The sequence below is a fragment of the Bacillus sp. FJAT-27225 genome, assembly GCF_001685025.1.
Lineage (GTDB): Bacteria > Bacillota > Bacilli > Bacillales > Cytobacillaceae > Bacillus_D.
This window is the reverse complement of sequence record NZ_MAYU01000001.1, coordinates 371,125-392,494: the sequence shown is the minus strand read 5'-3', so window position 1 is coordinate 392,494 and position 21,370 is coordinate 371,125. Positions and strand designations below refer to the sequence as shown.

Below are 21,370 nucleotides of genomic sequence, written 5' to 3'. Positions count from 1 at the left end.
ATGAAATAATTTAATCCTGCTGAAATTTCATTCATGAATATCTGAACAAAAGTTCAGTCGTCATCGTACGTGCAAACAAGCTAGTTTTTCACCCCAAGGCGCGATACCTTCATCGACAAATCCTGCTGCGTTGTATAGCTTTTGTGCAACTGTGTTTTCAGGGTGGAATCCAACCATGATTTTGTGGCAGCCTTCCTTTTCTTTCAGCATATTCACTAATGTTTCTAAGCCTTTTTTTCCATATCCCTTCCCCTGGCAAGTGGAATCAATCATAAATCGATAAATCCAATAATTGTTATCATCCGGATCGAGGCCTGCCATTGCAAATCCAACCATTTTTCCCCCATTATCGATTCCAAAAGCCTCAAAGTTAGGCAGGAACTGAACTTCTGCAATTGAATAAAGATTAGATGCCATGAAACGCTTTTGTTCCTCATTGACAGTTAAATTTGCACAATCCTCCCAGTTATCCCTTGTTAAGGAAACTAGTTTCACACTCATACCCTATTCCCTTCTCCCTCCACATGATAAAGCCCTCTGTTTACTAAATTAGCGTTTATTGGTTTTTTTCCAACTTCCCGCGCCCATATCGAAAGCTGGCCCATGTGGTGGATTTCATGCGCAATAACATGACGGAGTATTTCTCCAAAGGCAAATGTGCTATAGCTGCCGTCTGAATTTGCGCATCTTATTGGCTGGTTATCCATCTGATATTTATAGTCGGAAAGAATAATTTCTGTTTCTGCAATAATCTCATCCGAGTAGTGGATTAAATCGTCCACAGTCCGAAAGTGATCATAGTTTAATTCAGTTATTTTCTCCCCCTTGACATCCTTCATCCAGTCTCCTTCAACCTCAATGATGTGCAGGAGGGTCCTGTAGATGGTACCTAGGCCGCCAGTTCTTTTTTTGTGAAGTTCTTCCTCAGGGACAGTTTTGCACCACTCAAGCCACTCCTTGCGTACCTCCCAATTGTATTCGAATAATTTTTTCATTAAATTCCTCCTTTTAATATGTAATTCTCTTCATTGGCAAACTATCCCTTTTTTTCGCTCTTTTTTTACTGTTATCTTAATTGAAAACAATGGCAGCCTGCATTGCCACAGAACCTATAGAAGTTTTACCGAAAATCTTGTATGATAGTAAAATGGGTAAAATTTTCGAATGAAGTGAGGATAACAAAGAAATGGCATTATTAACGGTAGAAAATCTTAGTCATACATTTGGGGATAGAACACTTTTTAAGGATGTGTCCTTCCGTTTGCTTGCTGAAGACCACGTCGGACTTGTTGGTGCAAATGGCGTCGGCAAATCGACTTTAATGAATATAATTACAAACCAGCTGATCCATGATAGCGGTAAGGTAGAATGGACTCCGGGTACAGAGTACGGGTACCTCGACCAGCATACGATCCTGACGCCTGGCCGGACGATGCGGGATGTGCTGCGCGATGCTTTCCTTCCTCTCTTTGAAAAAGAAAAAGAGCTGAACGAGGTTACAGCAAAAATGGCTGATGCTACTCCGGAAGAGCTTGAAGCACTTCTCGAGCAAATGGGTGAAATCCAGGATGCTCTTGAAGCAGGCGGATTCTATACGCTCGATATTAAAATAGAAGAAGCTGCCCGAGGACTTGGACTTGATGCAATCGGACTTGACCGTGATGTTGCAGCGTTGAGCGGCGGACAAAGGACCAAAGTTTTGCTCGCAAAGCTACTCCTTGAACAGCCAAAAGTGCTGCTCCTTGACGAACCGACCAACTATCTTGATGTAGAGCATATCCGCTGGCTTAGCGGTTATTTGAAAGAATATCCGTATGCGTTCCTATTAATCTCCCATGATACGGAGTTCATGAATTCCGTATCAAATACAATCTTCCATCTCGAGTTTTCGAAGCTGACCCGTTACACGGCATCGTATGAAAAGTTCCTCGAGCTGGCCGAAATTAATAAGAACCAGCATATTTATGCATATGAAAAGCAGAAGGAATTCATCAAAAAGCAAGAAGAATTCATAGCCAAGAACAAAGCGCGTTACTCAACAACCGGACGCGCGAAAAGCCGCCAAAAACAGCTTGATCGGATGGAGCGGATCGATCGCCCGGAAACGGCGATGAAACCTACCTTTGAATTCAAGGAAGCGAGAAGCAGCAGCCGCTTTGTTTTCGAAGCAAAGGATTTGGAAATTGGCTATAACCAGCCACTTTTGCCAAAAATGGATATGGTGATTGAAAAAGGTGAAAAAATTGCCATCGTTGGTTGCAATGGGGTTGGAAAATCGACATTGCTGAAGACGATGCTTGGAAAGATTCAGCCGCTGGGCGGGAAAATCGAACACGGTGACTTCCTCTTTCCTTCTTATTTCGAGCAGGAAGTAAAAGCAATGAATAGTACTCCGATTGAAGATGTGTGGAATGAGTTTCCATCGCTTGACCAGCATCAGGTGCGTGCCGCTCTTGCCCGCTGCGGACTAAAGAATGAACACATTTCCCGTCCGTTAAGCCAGTTAAGCGGTGGTGAACAGGCAAAGGTCCGGCTTTGCAAGTTGATGATGCATGAAAGCAACTGGATTCTCTTTGACGAGCCAACCAACCATCTTGATGTCACAGCAAAGGAAGAACTGCAGCGTGCCTTGAAAAATTACAAAGGGACTGTTGTTCTCGTCTGCCACGAGCCAGATTTTTATGAAGGCTGGGTTACTAGGGTTTGGGATGTTGAAGAATGGTCTCAAAAAGCTAATTAATAAAGTTTCACTGTCCCCGCGTAATAATCGATTACGCGGGTTTTTTGTGTCGATATGAGGTTCAATAAGATTGGTATCTATCGAAAAAACCGATATAATAGCAAACCACTTATCGTGAATTTGAATTGTGGCAATAGTGTTAATATGGCGTATTAAACAGCTTTATCATGTACAATAAACTTCGTTAACCAACGTTACAATAACGTTAAACAATCATTATCGGAGGAACCAACATGAAAAAATGGCTATCATTGATCCTCGCTTCCCTGTTTGTACTGACTTTAGCAGCATGCGGCGGAACTGATGAATCAAAAAACAATGCAAGCGGAAATAAAGAAGAAAAGAAAGAAGAACAAGTTATCAAGATTGGTGCGATTCCTGACCAAAGTGCAACCGAATTGAACAGCAACATGGAATCTGTAGCAAAAACCCTTTCAGAAAAAACTGGCATGAAGGTTGAATTTGTTCCATCAGTTGACTATGCGGCACTCGTGACGGCATTCCAGCGCGGTGAAATACATCTTGCCTGGTTTGGCGGACTTACTGGGGTTCAGGCAAGAAACCTGGTTCCAGAAGCAGAAGCAATTGCACAAAGGCCTCGCGATGCGGAGTTCAAATCTGTTTTCATTACAAATGATGCTAGCATCAATTCCCTTGCTGATTTGAAAGGAAAGACGTTCACATTCGGAAGCGAAAGCTCAACTTCTGGACATTTGATGCCTCGTTACTTTTTAATGGAAGAAGGCATTGATGCAGCAAAAGACTTTGATGGACAACCTAACTTCTCGGGTTCTCATGATACAACGTATAAATTGGTTGAATCCGGTGCGTTTAAGGCTGGTGCTCTGAATATAGCTGTGTGGGAAACGGCTGTAGCGGAGAAAAAGGTGGATACAAACAAAGTCCGCGTCTTCTATACAACCCCTCCTTACTATGATTATAATTGGACAATCAATAAAATGGATGGCGAAACAAAGAAAGCTCTTAAGGATGCACTCCTTTCTATGACTGCTGAAGAATTGGAAGGACTTGATATGTTCGCTACTGACAAATTCGTTGAGACAAATAACGAGAATTATCAAGCGATTGAAAAGGTTGCAAAGGAATTGAAGATCATTAAGTAAATGGTGTGATAGAAAATGGCGAAAGCCCCGATATTAGAAGCAAATAATATAACGAAAACATTTGGGCGGAAGATAGCATTATCTTCCCTTTCTTTTGTTATTGAGAAAGGTGAACGTGTTGCCTTGATTGGGCCAAGCGGTGCAGGGAAAACCACCCTCCTCAATACGATTGCCGGGACTGTGGAGCCCGATTCAGGCGAATGGATAATTGATGGCAAACCGAGATTTTCATTTAAAAGCGGTAAAGAGTTTGCGAGGAAGGTCGGCGTTATCCGCCAGCAATTCGACCTGGTTGGCCAGCTCCCAGTTATCCATAATGTCCTGGCTGGGAAATTGTCCGAATGGAGTGTTGCGAAATCTCTCCTTTCGCTTCTTTTTCCACAAGAAAAAGGGCTTGCATTGGAGGCACTTAAGCGAGTGGGATTGGAGGACAAGGCGCTTGAGGAAACATCAACACTATCCGGCGGCGAACAGCAGCGAGTGGCTCTTGCAAGACTTCTCGTCCAAAAACCCGAAATCGTCCTGGCCGATGAGCCGGTGGCATCGCTGGACCCGGCTCGTGCCGAGGATGTTCTAGCCATCCTGGCCTCCATTGTCTCGGATGAGAAACAAACACTGATTGCCAGCTTGCATTCTGTGGAATATGCCCGCAAATATTTCACCAGAATCATTGGTTTAAAAAATGGTGAAATATTCTTTGATCTGCCATCAGAACAGGTAACCGACTCTCTTCTTCAGGTTCTCTATCGGTTAAAGGAGCTGCCTGAAAATGAATAAAACAATCCACTCAACACCAATCCGCCATAAACGGCTTACATTGACGGCTGTTCTGGCTTTAGTTTTCATTTTGAGCCTATTTTCAGTTGAGTGGGGGTCTGATCTAATTCATGCCGGTGGCGGGGCCATGATTGTCCAGATTTTGGAGGGTCTCGTCTCTCCCTCCCTTTCCCCTGAAATACTGAAGCTTGGCGTTGAATCATCGTGGCTGACACTCGCATATGCAACTGCAGGAATGTCGCTTGCAATTGTATATGCATTTATTGCAGGAGTTCTAGCTTCAGGAGTTCTTACAAATGGAAAGGGGTCCCGGTTTTTCACCAAGCTCTTTTTTAGGGGGATTCTTGGCTTTACCCGTTCCATACATGAGCTCGTCTGGGCATGGCTCTTTGTAGCTGCTGTCGGTCTCTCGCCTTATGCGGCCATTTTCGCGCTTGCTATTCCGTATGGCGGGATTCTTGGAAGAATTTTTGCCGATATGCTCACCGACGTTCCTGCCCAGCCGATTGAGGCCTTGAAGACTGCGGGTGCATCGCGGCTGCAGCTGCTTTTTTATGGCTATTTGCCATTGGTCCGCGCCGATATCATAAGCTATACAATGTACCGTTTTGAATGTGCAATCCGGTCTTCTGCCATCATGAGCTTTATTGGGCTCGGAGGCCTCGGCTATCAAATTCAATTAGCCCTGGCTGACTTGAAATACGAGCAGGTATGGACATATGTTTACTTCCTGATTCTATTGGTAATTTTGGTAGACGTATGGAGCAGCCTTGTTCGAAGAGCGCTTCTAGAAAAGGGGAAAAAGAAGATCCTGGTAACCGGCCGGTCTTCTGCAATTTTTGCGGCCATGCTTATTGCCACTACATGGAGTTATATTTATGTTTCCGAAGATGCCAGCCTGTCTGCTCTTTTTACAAAAGAAAATGCAGCTTATGCATCAGCTTTCTTTGGCGGAATGCTTGGTGCCGGGGAGGAAACACCAGCTTTCGCTGATGCAGAGAGCTGGAAAAACGCATTAAAGCTAACGTGGGAAACGCTCGAGATGAGCATTATGGCAATTGGCTTTGCAACGATTGCTGCTTTCCTGACCGTCATACCAGCTGCGCGGAATATTGCTGACGGAAGCTTGACGACAACTAAGCGCTGGTACAATTGGATTTTGTATGGCCTTGTTCGTCTATCGTATATCTTTTCCAGAGCCGTTCCGGAACTGGTTTGGGCGATGATGATTGTGTTTATCTTTAAACCTGGGATACTGCCTGGAGCAATCGCTCTGGCTCTTCATAATTTCGGAATCCTGGGGAAACTATGGGCCGAGGTCATTGAAGATATGGACGGACGTCCTGTGCGAAACCTTGCCAGTGCGGGTGCTTCCAAATGGCAAAGTTTATTTTACGGAGTGATCCCTGCTGTCATGCCAAAGTTCCTGACGTATATTTTATACCGCTGGGAAGTGATTATGAGGACAACCATTGTTGTTGGCTTCGTAGGCGCAGGCGGCCTCGGCATGCAATTCAAGCTAAGCATGAGCTTCTTCCATTACTCTGAATTGACGCTGCTTTTGATCTGCTATATGATTCTAGTCATGATTGCCGATTTCGCTTCCGAAACTGCCAGAAAATCTGTGAAATAAATAGTATTCAATACTAAACGCTGTAGGCATGGCCTACAGCGTTCTTTTCTCATGATGGATTTCTTCCCATTCTTCTTTCAAAATGCCCATCTTTATCGAGTCGAAAAACTCCCCCTGATATATTCGCGCTTTTCGAATCCTGGCTTCCATGACCATTCCCAGCTTCTCGCCCACTTTCATCATCCGTTTATTTCCTGACCAGGTTGTAAATCCAATCCTATGTAGTTCCATTGTCTCAAAGAGATGGCTAATCCAAAGCTTAAAGGCCTCGGTTCCGTAGCCTCCATTCCAGTAGGCAGGATCGTAGATGACAATTCCCGCTTCAAGCCAGTGGGACGGCTTATGTTCCCAGTAATAGGAAACTGTCCCGATGATCTTTCCATCCGCCCATATCCCCCACCTTGTATCAAGGCCTTCTTCCATCAGGATGTTCATACTAATTATATATTCTTCTTTTTCAAATCTCTTTAATGGAAAGTATGGCGCATCCCATTTTTTCCATTCGGGCTCTTCTTCACCGTAAATCATCTCCCAAAGTACTGGCAGATCATCAGGCGATATAGGTTTTATCGTAACTAGTCGTCCCATCTTCACTTGATCATCCCATTTCTGGTGGATTCAGGCTGGTTGTCATAAACAGGGAGAAGTTCCAGTAATTCAATGATAATCTTCGCGCTGTCCTCACTTCCTGGTTTGTTTGCTGCAAACTCGGTGACCTCAATCCCTTTGACTCGATTATCAGCAAGCAATGCCGCCATCAACTCTTTTGTCCGTTCTAAATCCAGGCCTGATTTACTTGGAGAATAAGCGGCAGGCATGATGGATTCATGCATCACATCAACATCGAAATGAAGAAAGATCGATGAATGGACAGGGATGGTCTTAAGCAAAGTCTTAATCCGGTCCATACCAGAAGGTACAGTGAGCTGGTCATATGCAATCGATTCAATTCCAAGAGTTTCACCTGGTGTGTGAATCCCCACCACTTTGATTTTGTCAGAGGCAATTTTTCCCGCTGACCACATGGTGTCATCCTGTGTCAGGAACCAAAGCCCCATTCCAGCAGCCCCTATACACCTGTCTTCACTGGGCGCAACCGTATCATAATGGCCATCTACAACGAGAAGATAACTCTCCTCACCGTAAACCTTCTGAAAGGCCGAAAAGGTTCCAACCTCAATGCTGCAATCACCGCCAAGTATGATTGAAAATGTTCCGGGTACAAAAAGCTCCTCAGCTTTTTCCAATATAGCATCCCAGAGGGCCCTTGGTGCAGGCCAATTTCGGACTGGAGTGCTATTATGGCGCTGCAAGTTTTGATTAAAAAGTAAGTCTCCTTTATCAACAACCGTATGTCCATTTTCGCTAAGTTTCTGTTTAAGGCCAGCTTTCCTGATTATCCCAGGCGCCTGCTCTGTACCTTCGTATAATGCTCCCATAGAGCTTGGTATGCCAAATATACTGATATCCATTTCCATCCCCCCTGAAACCATCATAATAGAATTTTCCTGCGAGGTACAAATTTAGATGTGGTCGGACATTCACCTAAAATCCTGATATGTATAGAAACCTATTTCTCAAGCAATCCTTCAAATTGTTGTGCTTCTATCATGTTGCTATCACCTGCTATCTTTAAACTATCAGTATGATATGCAAGTAAAAACCTCTCATTCATTTCAATGGCAAAAAAATGTTTTTTTGTAAGATTTACATTCAATTCTCGCTAATAAGTTGACTTTTGACCTATAGAATATAAGATTAACTTATCTGTATTGTGTACGGATTAATTTTCTAAGGCAGGCTCCATTTTACATCGATAGTTCCTGCTGGCTTAGGGGTGATTTTGTGGTTGAAACAAAACGAGCACTGCCCATTTTGTTTCTGATTATGTTTTTGGTGATGGCTGGATTCGGGATCATAATCCCTGTCCTTCCGTTTTACGCAGAAGAGCTAGGCGGAAGCCCCGCTGAACTTGGGTTTCTTATGGCAGTTTATTCCTTAATGCAATTGGTTTTTTCGCCGGTTTGGGGAAGAATATCCGATAAGATCGGCAGAAAGCCAGTCATGCTTGCCGGAATAGCTGGGCTTGCGATTTCCTTTTTTATGATGGCCAGTGCCCAATCTTTATGGATGCTGTTTGCTGCCCGTATTATCGGGGGACTTCTTTCTTCGGCAAACATGCCAACAACAATGGCGTATGTTGCGGATGTTACTACGCCTGAAAATCGAAATAAAGGGATGGGAATCATTGGGGCTGCTGTAGGACTTGGTTTTGTATTCGGCCCCGCAATAGGCGGTATTTTTTCCAAAACAAGCTTGAGCCTTCCTTTTACGATTGCCGGAAGCTTATCCATCATAACGTTCATTCTGGTTGCTTTATTTTTAAAAGAGTCCTCAACGAAAGAATCGAGAGCAGCCCAGCCTATCAAAAAGGCGCCCTTTTATTCTGCTTTACAGGGCACATCCGGAATTTTGTATTTTCTTCAGTTTTTTATTTCAGTGTCCCTTGCCGGCCTTGAAGCAACATTTGCCTACTTTGCGGCAAAAAAAGCCGGGCTGGATACGATACACCTTGGCTACATATTCATGATCATGGGGTTAGCCGGGGCTGTTGTTCAGGGTGGATTAATTGGGACTTTGACAAAAAAGTTTGGAGAAGGAAGAGTCATTCAGGGCGGAATCATTGTATCTGCAATAGGATTCGCGCTGATCCTGCTGGTGAACAATTTCGTGACTGCAGCAATATTCTTAAGTATTTTTGGGATAGGAAATGGTGTTATAAGGCCTAGTGTTTCAACAATCCTGACAAAGACAGTGAAGTCAGGACATGGAAGTGTGACTGGGCTGTTGTCATCGTTTGATTCATTGGGGAGAATACTTGGTCCCCCGCTTGGCGGCCTGCTTTATTCTGTTTCCATCGGTTTGCCATACATTACAGGAGTGATACTTTCCGCGTTTGCCCTAGTACTATACCAGATTTATCATTCCAAACAAGCCGAAACATCACTATAAGCAACCAGGCAGCTCCCGAATTGGGGCTGCTTTTTCATTGTTAGAGGAGAATTATTTTAATAAAGCCATAAATTAAATTCTTGGGCATATAGTGGTACAAGGTTATCCAAGGAAGAGGTGGTATTATGGCGGCAGGAAAAAATCTCAGTTTAATAGGACTGGCTGTTGTATTGGCTTGTATGGCCTATTTGGAATCCCCCTACTCGTTTCTGAATGAAAATTACTATGTTGAAAAAGATACTCCCTCTGTCTCGCGAGTTGCCGTTTCCAAGCCGACTGTCCGAATGACTGAATTTGAATACAGACTAGTTGAAAAACTGGAAAGTGGCGGTTATTTAATAGAGCGGTATGAGGAATATGAAATTACAAAGGACTCAGCTGGAAACATCATCAACAGCCAGCCAGCTGGCACCTTCAAAGAAATTAAATATAAAGACTATACTTATCGCCAAGTTCCGTAGTTCCCTCTCAGTTGAGAGGGATTTTTAAATATTCAAACTTTCATAGATTCGGAACAATTTAATGGGTTTCTTGTAAAATGTTTTTGTATAATAAAGGAAGAATAGCAAGGAGGTGATAGATCAATGCGAATTGCCCTTTACATTGGACTACTTGTCTTAACTTTGATTTGCTCACTTATTCACGTGTTTAGACAAGCTAAGGCTGAAGAAAGACCTGGGGAAATAGTACTTCAAACGTTTTTTATCGCTTTCTTTATTCTTGGTTCTTCATGTCTTTGGTGGATCTTTACTGCTGACAATGAGGTAACCCAGGCGCTAGGGGTTTTAACCAATGGAGTATTCCTTGGCCTGGACATTTTCATTACGTTGCAATTGTCCTTTTATTTGGATTCACACAGGGAGCTGTTTGAGCCGAAAGCTAAGCAAAACCAAGAAAACCCGCGGTACATATAGTTCGCCTTTTAGGATGGATTACCTCGTTTAATAATGAATGGAACCCGGCAGCAGCCATTCTACACTGTTGGTTTTGTCATTCATAACATTATGGGCGGTTTCCCGGAGCTTTTCGGTTTAGTAATAGCTTGCGAGATGTGATTTTACAAGATTAGTTCTGCTAGAAACGCTTTTCGAAGCCGCTCCAAATTGCACGTCCCCTCCCTCCTTCTTTCTACTACAATTTCTCAGAAAAAGAAAATGACGACAGGTTGGGCCTGCCGCCTTCTTTTCTTTTAACCTTCAATCCTCTTTTTCAACACTCCGAGCAGGATGGCAGTAACGGCAGAGCCTGCAACGATTGCGAGTAAATACATCGGCCATGAACCATCGACGAGAGGAACAACGAACACTCCGCCGTGTGGTGCTTTGAGTCCAATCCCAAATGCCATCGACAGTGCTCCTGTCACTGCTGCCCCAGCCATCGATGCAGGAATTACCCTTAATGGATCTCCTGCGGCAAATGGAATTGCGCCTTCTGTAATAAAAGAAGCTCCCATAATATAGTTCGCCTTGCCTGCGTCCCTTTCCTGTGAAGTGAATTTCTTTTTAAAGAAAGTTGTCGCCAGTGCAATACCAAGAGGAGGGACCATTCCTGCTGCCATAATTGCTGCCATTGGCTCGAATACTCCGTTTGCAATCAATCCGGTTCCAAATAAGTAGGCTGCTTTGTTAACCGGCCCGCCCATATCAAAAGCCATCATTAATCCAACAACTGCCCCAAGCAGAACTGCATTCCCCGTACCAAGTCCGGAAAGCCATTCTGTTATCGCTGTGTTAAGGGCTCCAACTGGTTTATTAATTAGGAAAACCATCAGGAAGCCTGATAATCCAATACCAAATAACGGATAAAGCAAGATTGTTTTAATACCTTCAAGTGATCTTGGCAAATTTGCAAAAGCCTTTTTCAATCCGACTACCAAATATCCTGCAAGGAAACCGGCTACCAGGCCACCAAGGAAACCAGCACCACCGACGTTGGCTAGCACGCCAGCCACTGCGCCTGGCGCAAAACCTGGTCTGTCAGCAATGCTCATTGCGATAAATCCTGCAAGAATGGGAACGAGCAGGCTGAATGCCCCGTTTCCTCCTCCAATATCCATCAATGCTTTCGCAATAGGATGGTAGCTTGGGTCTTCAGGATTAAAAGCGTTATGGCCAAACATAAACGACAAAGCAATCAAAATTCCTCCGCCGACGACAAATGGAAGCATGTTGGAAACACCGTTCATGAGGTGCTTGTAAATGGTACCGCCAATCGATTTAGGCTTGTCATTCTTTGCATGAGAGCTTCCTGTGTTGCCGCTGCCTTTATAGATTGGAGCATCCTTCCTTACTGCCCTATCGATCAGCTCCTTCGGTTTGCGGATGCCGTCCGCAACCGGTGCTTCAATAACTGGCTTTCCAGAGAACCGGTCCATTTCAACCTTTGTATCAGCAGCAACAATAACAGCTGAGGCATTTTCAATATCCTCTTTCGTTAATACGTTTTTTGCTCCTCCTGAGCCATTTGTTTCGACCTTGATATCGATTCCTAGTTCAGCTGCTTTTGCCTTTAATGCATCTGCTGCCATATACGTATGAGCAATACCTGTTGGGCAGGCTGTAACGGCAACGACAAACTCCCTTTTCGATTCGTTTGGAGTTTCTTTCTCTTCTTCATCCTGGTCATAGCTGTCAATTACGCGAATCACATCTTCTTTTGTATTCGCTGCCATAATTTGCTCTCGAACTTCCGGGCGCATCAGAATGCCGGACAATCTTGCGAGTGCTTCAAGATGGGTATTGTTTGCCCCTTCTGGAGCTGCAATCATGAAGAACAAGTGAGCAGGCTGACCATCAAGCGATTGATAGTCAACTCCTGATTCAGATTTACCAAAAGCAATTGCAGCCTGTTTGACAGACGAGGTCTTGGCATGGGGAATGGCGATTCCGTCACCCACACCAGTCGTACTCTGTGCTTCCCTTTTTAAAATTGCCTCTCTGAAGCTGTCTTTATTATCAATTTTCTTCGCTTGGAACAAAACATCAACAAGTTGGTCGATCGCTTCGTTTTTTGCATTTCCGCTCAATGAGAGCACAATGGTCTCTTTTGTAAGCAATTCAGTGATTTTCACAGGTTTTCCTCCCCCGATTAGTTAGTTCATTTCTTTAATAGTGACTTGATTAAGCAATTCGTCTGCCTTTTCTTTCGACCCAAGCCCTATTGAAAAAGCTGTTGCACTTCCCGCTGCAACACTGTAACGGAATGCTTCCTTTACAGTGTCTGTCTCAATGAACTTTGCCAAAAATCCTGCCACCATTGAGTCTCCAGAGCCAACTGTGCTTTGTACATCTCCTTTTGGAGCCGCTGCGCTCAAAGCCATTCTTTCATTAATGAACACGGCGCCATCACCGCCAAGGGATACAATGACGTTCTGGGCACCTAACTCTACCAGCTTTTTTCCGAAAAGAATCGCATCTTCGCTAGAGTGAATTTCGGTATCGAAAAATTGCCCCAGTTCGTGATGATTTGGTTTTATCAAAAAGGGTTTATGGGGCAAAACTGTTTTCAAAAGTTCACCTTCTGCATCAACCACTGCCTCAGCACCTGATTCTTTGCATATAGAAATAAGCTCTTTATAGATGGACTTTGGCATCTTGCTTGGGATGCTGCCAGCAAGCAAGAGAATATCCCCGCTGGTAAGCCTCCTTGCCCTATTTTTAAGTGTTTCAAGGTCATTGGAGGTAATACTGGGACCTTGACCGTTTATTTCGGTTTCCTCCTGGGCCCTCAGCTTTACGTTTATTCTCGTTTCTCCGTCAACTTCAATAAATGAAGTTTTAATGCCTTTGGACTCGAGGGATTTTTTTACATAGTCTCCTGTAAAGCCTCCAATGAAGCCAGTTGCGATTGAGTCAATCCCCATCGATTTTAGAAGAAGGGAAACATTTATGCCCTTTCCTCCAGGAAATTTTGCTTCTGCTTGGATTCTGTTCAATCCGCCAAGTACGACTTCATCCAGGCCGACGATATAGTCCACTGATGGATTTAGCGTCAAAGTATAGATCATTCTGTCACAACCTTTATTTCAGTTTTGCTGCTGTAGAGCCTTTCCAGTTCTGGATCCAATAGGTTTGTAATAATGGATGCTTCATGGAGGTCTGCAACCCTTGCAAAAGCAATTTCAGAGAACTTTGTACTGTCAGCGAGAACAAACACTTCGCGGGACATATTCAATGCTTTTTGCTTTATCATGGCTTCCTCCTGATCTGGAGTTGTATAACCATACTGGTGGTGGATGCCATTTACTCCGAGGAAGCATTTATCAAATCGGTATTGGCCAAGGCTTTCAACTGCCCCCCGGCCAATGATGGCATTTGTCTTTTGTTTAACATATCCGCCAATTAAATAGGTTTGAATCCCTTTTTCCATTAATTGCTGTAAATGCATTAGCCCGTTCGTCACAACAACAATGTCCTCTTCAGGCAAAAATGGAATCATCTCACGTATTGTTGAACCTGCATCCAAATAGATACAGTCGCCTGTTTCTACCAGTCCGGCAGCACGTTTGGCAATTATAATTTTTTCATGAAGGTTTTTGGAAGCTTTTTCGGCCATGCTCGGTTCCTGGAGTTTTCCTTGCAGCCGTTCAGCTCCCCCATGGACCCGTTTCAGGAATTTTTCCTGCTCGAGCTGGGTCAGGTCGCGGCGCACCGTTGATTCCGAGGCTCCTGTAATATCACATATTTCCTGAATTTTAACATGAGGTTTTTCCTTAATAAGCCGCAAAATGATTTGGTGGCGTTCTGGCGTTAACATCTTCTTGCACCTCTTTCTAAGTACAGTTTCATTATAGTGAATCCGTTTACAAAAATCAATCATTATCTGTCATAAACAATCATAAACAATCAAACATTATGAGACTTTGAGTGATTTTGAGCGTTTTCTATACATCGTAAAGGAGTATACTCTTTACAATACCAACCCAAAATTCGTTCTAATCAAATCTTTTAACTTTAATAAAGTCAGAATGTCCTCAAAAAAAAAGGAACCCATTTAGTTGAAATGGGTTCCTGCCTCGTTATTTCTTATCCATATAATTATGCTGCTCTTCAATCCTGCCCTCATCATTGTGGATGTAGGCCATTGTGCCGGCTTCCTCGGCCAGCCGTTTTGCTTCCTCAACAGCCTCAGATTGTGAACTTGTTTTGAGCTCTATTGTATCCTCGCCTTCTCTTTTGACAGCCCATCCTTCTTCATCATGAGGTACCACATGGAATCGGGCTTCATCAGTGCCTGCACGGTCCTTGAAGTACTGTTTTTGTTCCTCGGTTTTTATGCGTCCGTGGTTGTCGTTCATGTGCTATTCCTCCTTGTTTCGTGATCTATTGAGTATTTACCCTAATTCCCCACCGTTAAAAACAGGAAGATTCTTCAACTGTTCCGAATCGAATTTTCTCTTCCAGGCAGTTTAATGTTTTGCTCACAAAAAAGCTTTGAAATTGAATGCCTTAGGTCGCTTTCAACTCGTTCTTTAATTTCGAAATTCAGGACGGGAAGTTCGATAATAAATTCCATTGCTTGGTCCCTAAAATCGATAAACCGGACTTCAGCGGGCGGGGTTTCAAGAATTCCCACTGTTTCCTTTTTGACCTCACTAACTGCCTCTTCCAGCAGCTGATGGACCAGCCTCGAATCAGTCCCATAAAGAACACTGACGTTTACCTGGGCAATCATTTTTGCATCTGTCCTGTTTTTAATGATTTGCTCAATAAAATACTGATTCGGTACGACCAGCGTCCCTTCCTTTCCGGTTCTCACAAGCGTTGACCGAAGGCGAATCTTTTCAACTCTGCCAATTTTTCCATCAATCTGGATGACTTCCCCAACTTCTATCGGACGTTCAAACAGTATAATAATACCTGAAACAAAGTTACCTGCCACGTTCCTCATCCCAAAACCAATTCCGATACCGAGAACACCGAGCACGGCTCCAAGCGCAGTAAGGTCAAGGCCTACACTCGTAAAACTAACCGCGAGAGCAGCAAACATGACAGTATAATAAATAATTTGATTAATAGTAAAACCCAGGCCTCTATCAACACCGTATTGTTCATACACATTCGACAGAACATATTTTGTGAACAATTTTACAAGCCGGTGTGCAAGTGAAACAATCATGAAAGCGACAATGATCAGGAAAAAGGTGACATCGACTCCGCCTTGTGAATAAAGCGGTTTAAACAGCCATTTTGTCTCGTAAAAATAAAAAAGGAATAGCAGGATAAGGCCGTAGAATGTAAACCAATTGATTAACGAAACGGCTGAGGCGAAAACTGGCCTTTCATGGTTCGTACTTTTTTTCGAAAATCTTGCAGCGGCTTTTCTTAAAATCCAGTTTATCACTAAAATTAACAAAGAAAGGGCAATGTAGGTGACTACACGCCCAGAAGTAATGTCTTTAAATAGTGAAAGTGTATTGTCCATAATGATCACCCGAAATCCTTATTACGGGACTATACCTGAGAAATCATCATGCTAAACATGAATGGGAGCTTAGTCTTCCTGGCAATTTGGGCAGACAAATGATTTTTTTGACGACACTTTAATTTTGGTAATCGCTGTCCCGCATCTTTTGCAGGGCTGATTCTCCCGATCGTAAACGAGGGTATGGTCATTATACTGGCCTGTTTTGGTGTCACCAGGAAATAGAGGGTCGTCCATGTAACCGCCAATTTCCAGTGCATTTAGCAAAACAGGTTTCATTGCCGAAAATAAAGAGGTGACTTGGGTTTCAGTTAAGCTGGCCGATTTTTTAGCTGTATTGAGACGAGCTTTAAAACAAATCTCATCCGAGTAACAGTTTCCAATTCCGGCAATGAAGCTTTGGTCCACAAATAGTGATTTCAACGTTCCTTTTTTCATCCTAATCCTTGCCTTGAATTCATCGAGGCCAATCGCCAATGGTTCCGGACCGTAGCCGGCCAGTTTCTCCTGTAGCTGACCGGGTTCAAGGAGATGAAGGTAACCAAGCCGCAAGCCAATAAAATACAAATTGACTTCCCCGAACGAAAGAATAACCTGTTTTGTCCGGTCAGGGCTTTCCTCCTCATTTCCGAGAAACATCCATCCGCCCAGCATTAAATGGAGGAGCAGGCTGTTCCCGGAGTCCAGTTCAAAAATCAGGTGCTTTGCACGCCTCTTCACTGCAACGACTGTCCGGTTTGCAACCTGATCGATAAACTCCTGAACTGGTATATTGATTGACTTCTCCCTGTTTACCTCGACCCCTGTAATGATTTTTCCTGTTAAGTTCTTTCCAAGTATGTTTCTGTAGCGCTCCATTTCAGGCAGTTCTGGCATACAATCCATCCTTATAAAAAAGCGGCCATGAACCATACGTTATGGGCCGTCTGGATATTTTAATGCGGTTTTAAAACAACTTTAATACAATCCTCTGTTTTTGTGTCAAAGATTTCATATCCGCGTTTTGCTTCGGACAGTGGAATCACATGGGTAACGACATCACCGGGGTCTACTTTTCCCTGTGCAACCAAATCATATAAATACGGCATGTATGGAATGACTGGGGCCTGTCCCATTTTAATATCAACATTCCGGTTAAAGAAATCACCCAGCGGGAAGGCGTTGTACCTCGCACCGTAAGCACCGGTAATCTGAACGGTACCTCCTTTGCGTACTGCCTGCGCAGACATCACAACCGGTCCGAGTGCCCCGCCCTGCAGCTTCAGGCCGGTCGCAAGAAATTCCATCGGCGTCATTTTACCATCCATACCAACTGCGTCAATGACAACATCTGCTCCGCCCTTGGTCAATTCCTTTAGGTACATGCCAGTGTGTTCATGCTGCTCGAAATTAACAATTTCTACGTTGTTGGTTCTCTTTGCGTGTTGAAGCCTGTAATCGATATAATCAACGGCAATCACCCGCTTTGCCCCTTTAAGCCAGGCAAACTTTTGAGCAAGAAGGCCGACTGGGCCGCATCCAAAGATTATAACTGTGTCACCGTCCCTGACTCCAGCATGGTCGACTGACCAATAGGCTGTCGACATTGCATCGGCAATCAGCACCAGTTTTTCATCCTCAACCTCACTGTTATCGGGTATCCTGAAAGGAGTGAAGTTTCCATAAGGGACCTTCATGTACTGTGCCTGCCCGCCAGGATGGCCGCCAAAGGTTTCAGAATAGCCAAAGAATCCTCCATTTTCCCCATGTGGGTTAGAATTATCGCATTGGCTCGTCAAGTCATGTTCACAAAACCAGCAATGCCCGCACGCAACGTTAAAAGGGATGATCACTCTATCCCCTTTCTTGACCTTCGTTACCTCGGGCCCTACTTCTTCTACAATGCCCAATGGTTCATGTCCAATGATAAAATCGGCGGGTGTATTTGGGATCATCCCATGAATGAGGTGTAAGTCGGATCCGCAAATGGCTGAAGTCGTTACTTTTATGATGATATCATCGCTCTTTTCGATTCTTGGATCCGCGACCTCCTTTACGGCAACATCTTTAATTCCTTGATATGTAACTGCCTTCATTAGATTTTGTCCCTCCTTCTCACTAATAATTTGGTGTAGCGAACGTTCCAAGTCTGTCTGTATCGTTCGGGAAAAGTTTCATATCGGCAATCGCTAAGGCCATATCCATTGATTTAATATCGAGTTCAATTTGCTTTCCGGGATCATGCGGATACAGCCAGCCTTTTTTTATCATTAGATTCACCAGTTTTTCATGCAAATCAATCGCTTCCATCATCTGCCGCTCCATCGCGTGTTTCAGCTCGGGAGTGGCTGCCTCTGTAATCGCAAAACCATAATTCCGAATTCCGTTTTTCACAGACAATAAAAAATCCATCGCGAATGAGGCGTCTGCCATTTTTGGCATTCCCTCAGCATACTTTGGATCCAAAAAGTCCTGATTCATTAATGAGTCACCTCTTTATCATCCGTCCTAGCCCTTCTGTACAAACTCTTAAGTTCATTCAGAGCCGTTATGGATTGCTGAACTTCCTTTTCCATTAACGCTTTTAGATCATTATCAAAACAAATCCCCTGCATTAGTTTCGCACGCACCAAGGATACTGTTTTGCAATTAATAAGTTCATGCGTTTCGAACGTTTCATGAAAAGCCAGGCTTTCATGTTCCATGTTTCCTACCTCCCAACATTCATTCAAACTTAATTTCTCAAATACTCTTTGCGATTATGCAGAAACTAAATGAATAAATGGATCAATAAAGTACAATATAAACCCGAATCAGTATAGGGAGTGATCACTTTTGACAAAACATCTCGGTATCCACGAGGCTCTTGAGTTACATGAGTATCTCGCCTTTAAGAATGTATGTCTGACAAAATCAGCATTGATGGGCAAACTTGCTGTTGATGAAGAACTTAAATTTATCCTTGAGACTGATGCCGAAACAGGGGCACGCCACATCCAGACCCTTCAGGCGTTTTTTACTGACAAGGGGACGAGCTCATGAATCATTTTATTCAAAATTTAATTGGTATGGGCGGCATGACGGACCAGGTCATTGCTATGGACTTTCTTATTACTGCAAAATCGGGAATCAGGAACCTTGCGGCTGTCATTACAGAAACAGCCACGCCCGAAGTCCGTGCTGCCCTTAAAGAACAGCTCCGGGAGGCAATTCAAACTCATACTGTAATCAGTGATTATATGACTGCCAAGGGTTACTATTATCCGACAGATTTAAGCAACCAATTCCAGCTTGATGTAAGCACTGCAGAGACCGCTCTGAAGCTTCAGGAAAAAATGCAATAATCCGTTTCACAAAAAACACGAAAAAGAGGCTGCATTGATTTGCAGCCTCTTCTAAAATTTTCTTATTTATTTTTGGCAAAGACAGTCTTCTTCTCCTCGACAGGCACCTGATAAAATTCAAACAGAATCCCATATAAAAAGGTTACAAGGAACATCGAACCAATCATGTCAGGAATGACATGCTGCTTAACAAAAAGAGTTGAGATAATAATTAGCGATCCCAGTATATGAATGACCATGATTGTTAGTGGATGTTTTTCCTTAATATGAAGAGATCCCATCATAATTGCGAATGTAGTCAGTACATGGATGCTCGGAAAGCAGTTGAATGGCTGATCATTTGCGTAAATGAAACGGACGAGATCGATTAGGACGCCATCACCTTGCAATTGCGGTCTCGGAACAGTTGTCTGGAAAAAGAAATAGATTGTGAAACAAATAAGTTCTCCCACTACGATTAGAATCAACGTCTTCAAGTATATTTTTGTATCTTTAAAACAAAAGTATACTAGATAAACAAATACATAGGCATACCAGAGGATATATGGGATGATGAATATTGGCATAAATGGTATATATCCATCAAGGGCGGTTGATATTTGGACAGCCTCGGTAGGATGTGTATTTAAAAACTGATAAATTAAACCTAAAACAGGTATGACGAGCAAAAATAGCAAATATGGAGTTTTTCTCAATACTGTCTTCATAAAAATCCTGCCTACTCCCTCCATTTTGATATTTGCTGCTTGTTTACCCATTTATTCAAACTAACGGAAACAAAGTAAGTATAACATAAATTATCCACAAATGTTGTAATTTTCCACTTTTTTGAGATTTTTTCCAAAATAAAAAACTCCGCCTATATAGGTAACGGGTTCGGTTTTGAAGTACAAAATTTGAATTAGCAGTGCTTTTCGCAGTTGAATTAGCAAGTACTTTAACAGTAAAATTAGCACACAAAAAATCTCGGAGCCAGTTGCTCCGAGCCTGTTTTATAGTAGCACATGGTTAAAAATCAGCAAACGTTTGTTGAATAGAGGGACATCTTTAATTTTTCATTATCCACTCTAAATCTTCATTCTTAATAACTTTTTCAAGCAAGTTTTCATCTGTGACTTTAAAAAAACTATTACCTATTTGTATATCACTATCCCCAAAAACAATACCATCAATTTTTGAGTCTGTATAAACCGTTAGCCAGTATTCAATGCCAGGAGTTTTATCGTGCTTTTTTAATTTCATCTCCGAAGGTACTTCCAATATTTTTCTAATAATATTTCCATCAGTTATAGTAGCTGTTTTCTGTATATACCGCTGATTATCGTCTCTTATTGTCCATAGGATTTCAATTTTTTTCACTTGTTCACCATCACTTAGCATATCAGAAACGGCTTCTTTATAATTAGCGTATTTCATTCTATCCAAGATGAATATGATTCCTGCTAAAATGACAACTCCACATATAACAGCAATAGTTAGTTTTCGGTTCAACCCGTTTCCTCCCCCTTTTATATAGATACTCTATAAATATTCTGAAATGTATTTATTGAACTATCCTGCCTTCGTTAATTGAATAAGCCTCTCTATCATTTTAACATAAATATCCAAAAACCCCACTTCCCATTTCGCCAATTCGCATAGTAATTTGCATACGAATTAACACACTGACAATAACTTCAGTCACTCTGCTAAAAGGGGTACGAATTTTAATGCTAAAACACCATTAAATGAACAGAAACCCCCGCTAAATCAATAAAAAGATACAGTCCAATTCAGTTGCGAATTGGACTGCTAATTTGAATGCGAATTACGTTTCTGTACTCGAAACCGAACCCGTTACTTAGGGTATGAAGTCAATTTTTATTGGTTTAAAAAAAGCATCCTGGCTGGCAGGATGCTTTCCTTCTTATTACGCTTCGAGGGACTCCCCTTCTTCGACAATGTGGTATAAGAGGTGGGCAAGATGGTGGATTGGGCCATATTCCTCTTCTTCTTCTTCTTCGTTTACTTCCTCATTAAACTCCAGGTCATTCAGATAGAGAGCCATGAACTCATAAAAATCCTTCATAGCAAAGGAATAACAAGCAGTTGGCTCTTCATTGTTTTCTTCATATTGAAGCAATAAGTGTGAAACAACGCCATCCGCGTCTTCTGCATCAAAAAAGACGAAAAAACCGATGTTTGTATCGAGTTCAAACAAATGCCGTGTTCCGCCTTCAGTGGCTTTATTATAGTCTTCCTCATTTAGTTTCTGGATTTGCATGGAATCAACTTTATCTTCCTGATGGAAGCCAACAACGAAAGATTGCATGTAAAACCCTCCTTTATTTTTCTCGTC

At 42.8% G+C, this 21,370-nt stretch carries 25 protein-coding genes; 9 read left to right on the top strand and 16 right to left on the bottom strand.

Going from position 1 to position 21,370, the window contains the following annotated elements; all coding sequences use genetic code 11:
* Positions 1-60 precede the first annotated feature (60 nt).
* Both A8F94_RS02045 and A8F94_RS02040 read right to left on the bottom strand, forming a co-directional pair.
* The gene (locus tag A8F94_RS02045; protein ID WP_066194899.1) at positions 61-501 is read right to left on the bottom strand and encodes a GNAT family N-acetyltransferase; all 441 of its coding nucleotides are present in this window, start codon (positions 499-501) and stop codon (positions 61-63) included.
* Entirely contained in the window at positions 498-995 is a 498-nt protein-coding gene (locus A8F94_RS02040) for a DinB family protein (RefSeq protein WP_066194897.1), read from the bottom strand. Before A8F94_RS02040 ends, A8F94_RS02045 begins: the two co-directional genes overlap by 4 nt.
* Positions 996-1,186: 191 nt before the next feature.
* Between A8F94_RS02040 and A8F94_RS02035 the strand changes: the two genes are divergently transcribed.
* The 4 genes from A8F94_RS02035 to A8F94_RS02020 all read left to right on the top strand — a co-directional run bounded on the left by A8F94_RS02035 (position 1,187) and on the right by A8F94_RS02020 (position 6,274).
* Complete coding sequence (locus A8F94_RS02035) at positions 1,187-2,740, top strand: ABC-F family ATP-binding cassette domain-containing protein (protein WP_066194895.1); 1,554 nt, start codon at positions 1,187-1,189, stop codon at positions 2,738-2,740.
* A gap of 233 nt (positions 2,741-2,973) precedes the next feature.
* The gene (locus tag A8F94_RS02030) at positions 2,974-3,864 is read left to right on the top strand and encodes a putative selenate ABC transporter substrate-binding protein (RefSeq protein ID WP_066194893.1); all 891 of its coding nucleotides are present in this window, start codon (positions 2,974-2,976) and stop codon (positions 3,862-3,864) included.
* 15 nt (positions 3,865-3,879) lie between these two features.
* Positions 3,880-4,641 (top strand): phosphonate ABC transporter ATP-binding protein, encoded by a 762-nt coding sequence (locus tag A8F94_RS02025; protein ID WP_066194891.1) that lies wholly within the window; start codon positions 3,880-3,882, stop codon positions 4,639-4,641.
* Entirely contained in the window at positions 4,634-6,274 is a 1,641-nt protein-coding gene (locus A8F94_RS02020) for a PhnE/PtxC family ABC transporter permease (RefSeq protein ID WP_066194886.1), read from the top strand. The genes A8F94_RS02025 and A8F94_RS02020 overlap by 8 nt, the downstream gene beginning before the upstream one ends.
* Before the next feature lie 33 nt (positions 6,275-6,307).
* Here A8F94_RS02020 and A8F94_RS02015 read toward each other — a convergent pair whose 3' ends face one another.
* Together A8F94_RS02015 and A8F94_RS02010 are read right to left on the bottom strand one after the other, a co-directional pair.
* On the bottom strand, positions 6,308-6,862 hold the full coding sequence (locus A8F94_RS02015; protein WP_066194884.1) for a GNAT family N-acetyltransferase: 555 nt from the start codon (positions 6,860-6,862) through the stop codon (positions 6,308-6,310).
* Positions 6,863-6,864: 2 nt separating this feature from the next.
* Positions 6,865-7,746 carry an arginase family protein gene (locus tag A8F94_RS02010; protein WP_175384338.1) on the bottom strand — a complete coding sequence of 294 codons (882 nt, stop codon included), beginning with the start codon at positions 7,744-7,746 and terminating at the stop codon, positions 6,865-6,867.
* A 415-nt stretch (positions 7,747-8,161) separates the two neighbouring features.
* Between A8F94_RS02010 and A8F94_RS02005 the strand changes: the two genes are divergently transcribed.
* The 3 genes from A8F94_RS02005 to A8F94_RS01995 all read left to right on the top strand — a co-directional run bounded on the left by A8F94_RS02005 (position 8,162) and on the right by A8F94_RS01995 (position 10,200).
* Positions 8,162-9,286 carry an MFS transporter gene (locus tag A8F94_RS02005; protein WP_066197180.1) on the top strand — a complete coding sequence of 375 codons (1,125 nt, stop codon included), beginning with the start codon at positions 8,162-8,164 and terminating at the stop codon, positions 9,284-9,286.
* A 125-nt stretch (positions 9,287-9,411) separates the two neighbouring features.
* Positions 9,412-9,747: a hypothetical protein gene (locus A8F94_RS02000; protein WP_066194880.1), complete on the top strand. Its 336-nt coding sequence runs from the start codon at positions 9,412-9,414 to the stop codon at positions 9,745-9,747.
* A gap of 123 nt (positions 9,748-9,870) precedes the next feature.
* Positions 9,871-10,200 carry a hypothetical protein gene (locus A8F94_RS01995; RefSeq protein WP_066194879.1) on the top strand — a complete coding sequence of 110 codons (330 nt, stop codon included), beginning with the start codon at positions 9,871-9,873 and terminating at the stop codon, positions 10,198-10,200.
* A 275-nt stretch (positions 10,201-10,475) separates the two neighbouring features.
* On the opposite strand, the gene A8F94_RS01990 is transcribed toward A8F94_RS01995, so the two are convergent.
* The 9 genes from A8F94_RS01990 to A8F94_RS01950 all read right to left on the bottom strand — a co-directional run bounded on the left by A8F94_RS01990 (position 10,476) and on the right by A8F94_RS01950 (position 18,393).
* Entirely contained in the window at positions 10,476-12,356 is a 1,881-nt protein-coding gene (locus A8F94_RS01990) for a PTS fructose transporter subunit IIABC (RefSeq protein WP_066194877.1), read from the bottom strand.
* 21 nt (positions 12,357-12,377) lie between these two features.
* On the bottom strand, positions 12,378-13,292 hold the full coding sequence (pfkB, locus tag A8F94_RS01985) for a 1-phosphofructokinase (RefSeq protein ID WP_066194875.1): 915 nt from the start codon (positions 13,290-13,292) through the stop codon (positions 12,378-12,380).
* A complete protein-coding gene (locus A8F94_RS01980) occupies positions 13,289-14,041 on the bottom strand; it encodes a DeoR/GlpR family DNA-binding transcription regulator (protein ID WP_066194873.1) in 753 nt (250 codons plus the stop codon). Before A8F94_RS01980 ends, pfkB begins: the two co-directional genes overlap by 4 nt.
* Positions 14,042-14,303: 262 nt before the next feature.
* The gene (locus A8F94_RS01975; protein WP_066194871.1) at positions 14,304-14,582 is read right to left on the bottom strand and encodes a DUF2188 domain-containing protein; all 279 of its coding nucleotides are present in this window, start codon (positions 14,580-14,582) and stop codon (positions 14,304-14,306) included.
* Positions 14,583-14,656: 74 nt separating this feature from the next.
* On the bottom strand, positions 14,657-15,709 hold the full coding sequence (locus A8F94_RS01970; protein ID WP_066194869.1) for a mechanosensitive ion channel family protein: 1,053 nt from the start codon (positions 15,707-15,709) through the stop codon (positions 14,657-14,659).
* Positions 15,710-15,778: 69 nt separating this feature from the next.
* Positions 15,779-16,585, bottom strand: a complete 807-nt coding sequence (locus A8F94_RS01965; RefSeq protein WP_066194730.1) for an Fpg/Nei family DNA glycosylase — start codon at positions 16,583-16,585, stop codon at positions 15,779-15,781.
* Positions 16,586-16,644: 59 nt separating this feature from the next.
* Positions 16,645-17,784, bottom strand: a complete 1,140-nt coding sequence (locus tag A8F94_RS01960; RefSeq protein ID WP_066194727.1) for a zinc-dependent alcohol dehydrogenase — start codon at positions 17,782-17,784, stop codon at positions 16,645-16,647.
* A 22-nt stretch (positions 17,785-17,806) separates the two neighbouring features.
* Positions 17,807-18,169, bottom strand: a complete 363-nt coding sequence (locus A8F94_RS01955) for a spore coat protein (RefSeq protein WP_066194723.1) — start codon at positions 18,167-18,169, stop codon at positions 17,807-17,809.
* Positions 18,169-18,393, bottom strand: a complete 225-nt coding sequence (locus A8F94_RS01950; RefSeq protein WP_066194719.1) for a spore coat protein — start codon at positions 18,391-18,393, stop codon at positions 18,169-18,171. Before A8F94_RS01950 ends, A8F94_RS01955 begins: the two co-directional genes overlap by 1 nt.
* 130 nt (positions 18,394-18,523) lie before the next feature.
* On the opposite strand from A8F94_RS01950, the gene A8F94_RS01945 reads away from it, so the two are divergent.
* Together A8F94_RS01945 and A8F94_RS01940 are read left to right on the top strand one after the other, a co-directional pair.
* Positions 18,524-18,730, top strand: a complete 207-nt coding sequence (locus A8F94_RS01945) for a hypothetical protein (RefSeq protein WP_066194715.1) — start codon at positions 18,524-18,526, stop codon at positions 18,728-18,730.
* Complete coding sequence (locus tag A8F94_RS01940; protein ID WP_066194712.1) at positions 18,727-19,032, top strand: spore coat protein; 306 nt, start codon at positions 18,727-18,729, stop codon at positions 19,030-19,032. Before A8F94_RS01945 ends, A8F94_RS01940 begins: the two co-directional genes overlap by 4 nt.
* A 62-nt stretch (positions 19,033-19,094) precedes the next feature.
* On the opposite strand, the gene A8F94_RS01935 is transcribed toward A8F94_RS01940, so the two are convergent.
* The 3 genes from A8F94_RS01935 to A8F94_RS01925 form a co-directional block, all read right to left on the bottom strand.
* A complete protein-coding gene (locus A8F94_RS01935) occupies positions 19,095-19,739 on the bottom strand; it encodes a phosphatase PAP2 family protein (RefSeq protein ID WP_066194710.1) in 645 nt (214 codons plus the stop codon).
* Between the two features lie 340 nt (positions 19,740-20,079).
* A complete protein-coding gene (locus A8F94_RS01930; protein ID WP_066194707.1) occupies positions 20,080-20,523 on the bottom strand; it encodes a hypothetical protein in 444 nt (147 codons plus the stop codon).
* A gap of 418 nt (positions 20,524-20,941) precedes the next feature.
* Positions 20,942-21,343 (bottom strand): cytosolic protein, encoded by a 402-nt coding sequence (locus A8F94_RS01925; protein ID WP_066194704.1) that lies wholly within the window; start codon positions 21,341-21,343, stop codon positions 20,942-20,944.
* Positions 21,344-21,370 lie beyond the last annotated feature (27 nt).

Bases quoted from the DNA above. Each gene is read 5' to 3' on its own strand.
- A8F94_RS02045 (WP_066194899.1), bottom strand. From the start codon at position 501: ATGAGTGTGAAACTAGTTTCCTTAACAAGGGATAACTGGGAGGATTGT.
- A8F94_RS02040 (WP_066194897.1), bottom strand. From the start codon at position 995: ATGAAAAAATTATTCGAATACAATTGGGAGGTACGCAAGGAGTGGCTT.
- A8F94_RS02035 (WP_066194895.1), top strand. From the start codon at position 1,187: ATGGCATTATTAACGGTAGAAAATCTTAGTCATACATTTGGGGATAGA.
- A8F94_RS02030 (WP_066194893.1), top strand. From the start codon at position 2,974: ATGAAAAAATGGCTATCATTGATCCTCGCTTCCCTGTTTGTACTGACT.
- A8F94_RS02025 (WP_066194891.1), top strand. From the start codon at position 3,880: ATGGCGAAAGCCCCGATATTAGAAGCAAATAATATAACGAAAACATTT.
- A8F94_RS02020 (WP_066194886.1), top strand. From the start codon at position 4,634: ATGAATAAAACAATCCACTCAACACCAATCCGCCATAAACGGCTTACA.
- A8F94_RS02015 (WP_066194884.1), bottom strand. From the start codon at position 6,862: ATGGGACGACTAGTTACGATAAAACCTATATCGCCTGATGATCTGCCA.
- A8F94_RS02010 (WP_175384338.1), bottom strand. From the start codon at position 7,746: ATGGATATCAGTATATTTGGCATACCAAGCTCTATGGGAGCATTATAC.
- A8F94_RS02005 (WP_066197180.1), top strand. From the start codon at position 8,162: ATGTTTTTGGTGATGGCTGGATTCGGGATCATAATCCCTGTCCTTCCG.
- A8F94_RS02000 (WP_066194880.1), top strand. From the start codon at position 9,412: ATGGCGGCAGGAAAAAATCTCAGTTTAATAGGACTGGCTGTTGTATTG.
- A8F94_RS01995 (WP_066194879.1), top strand. From the start codon at position 9,871: ATGCGAATTGCCCTTTACATTGGACTACTTGTCTTAACTTTGATTTGC.
- pfkB (WP_066194875.1), bottom strand. From the start codon at position 13,292: ATGATCTATACTTTGACGCTAAATCCATCAGTGGACTATATCGTCGGC.
- A8F94_RS01980 (WP_066194873.1), bottom strand. From the start codon at position 14,041: ATGTTAACGCCAGAACGCCACCAAATCATTTTGCGGCTTATTAAGGAA.
- A8F94_RS01975 (WP_066194871.1), bottom strand. From the start codon at position 14,582: ATGAACGACAACCACGGACGCATAAAAACCGAGGAACAAAAACAGTAC.
- A8F94_RS01970 (WP_066194869.1), bottom strand. From the start codon at position 15,709: ATGGACAATACACTTTCACTATTTAAAGACATTACTTCTGGGCGTGTA.
- A8F94_RS01965 (WP_066194730.1), bottom strand. From the start codon at position 16,585: ATGCCAGAACTGCCTGAAATGGAGCGCTACAGAAACATACTTGGAAAG.
- A8F94_RS01960 (WP_066194727.1), bottom strand. From the start codon at position 17,784: ATGAAGGCAGTTACATATCAAGGAATTAAAGATGTTGCCGTAAAGGAG.
- A8F94_RS01955 (WP_066194723.1), bottom strand. From the start codon at position 18,169: ATGAATCAGGACTTTTTGGATCCAAAGTATGCTGAGGGAATGCCAAAA.
- A8F94_RS01950 (WP_066194719.1), bottom strand. From the start codon at position 18,393: ATGGAACATGAAAGCCTGGCTTTTCATGAAACGTTCGAAACGCATGAA.
- A8F94_RS01940 (WP_066194712.1), top strand. From the start codon at position 18,727: ATGAATCATTTTATTCAAAATTTAATTGGTATGGGCGGCATGACGGAC.
- A8F94_RS01935 (WP_066194710.1), bottom strand. From the start codon at position 19,739: ATGAAGACAGTATTGAGAAAAACTCCATATTTGCTATTTTTGCTCGTC.
- A8F94_RS01925 (WP_066194704.1), bottom strand. From the start codon at position 21,343: ATGCAATCTTTCGTTGTTGGCTTCCATCAGGAAGATAAAGTTGATTCC.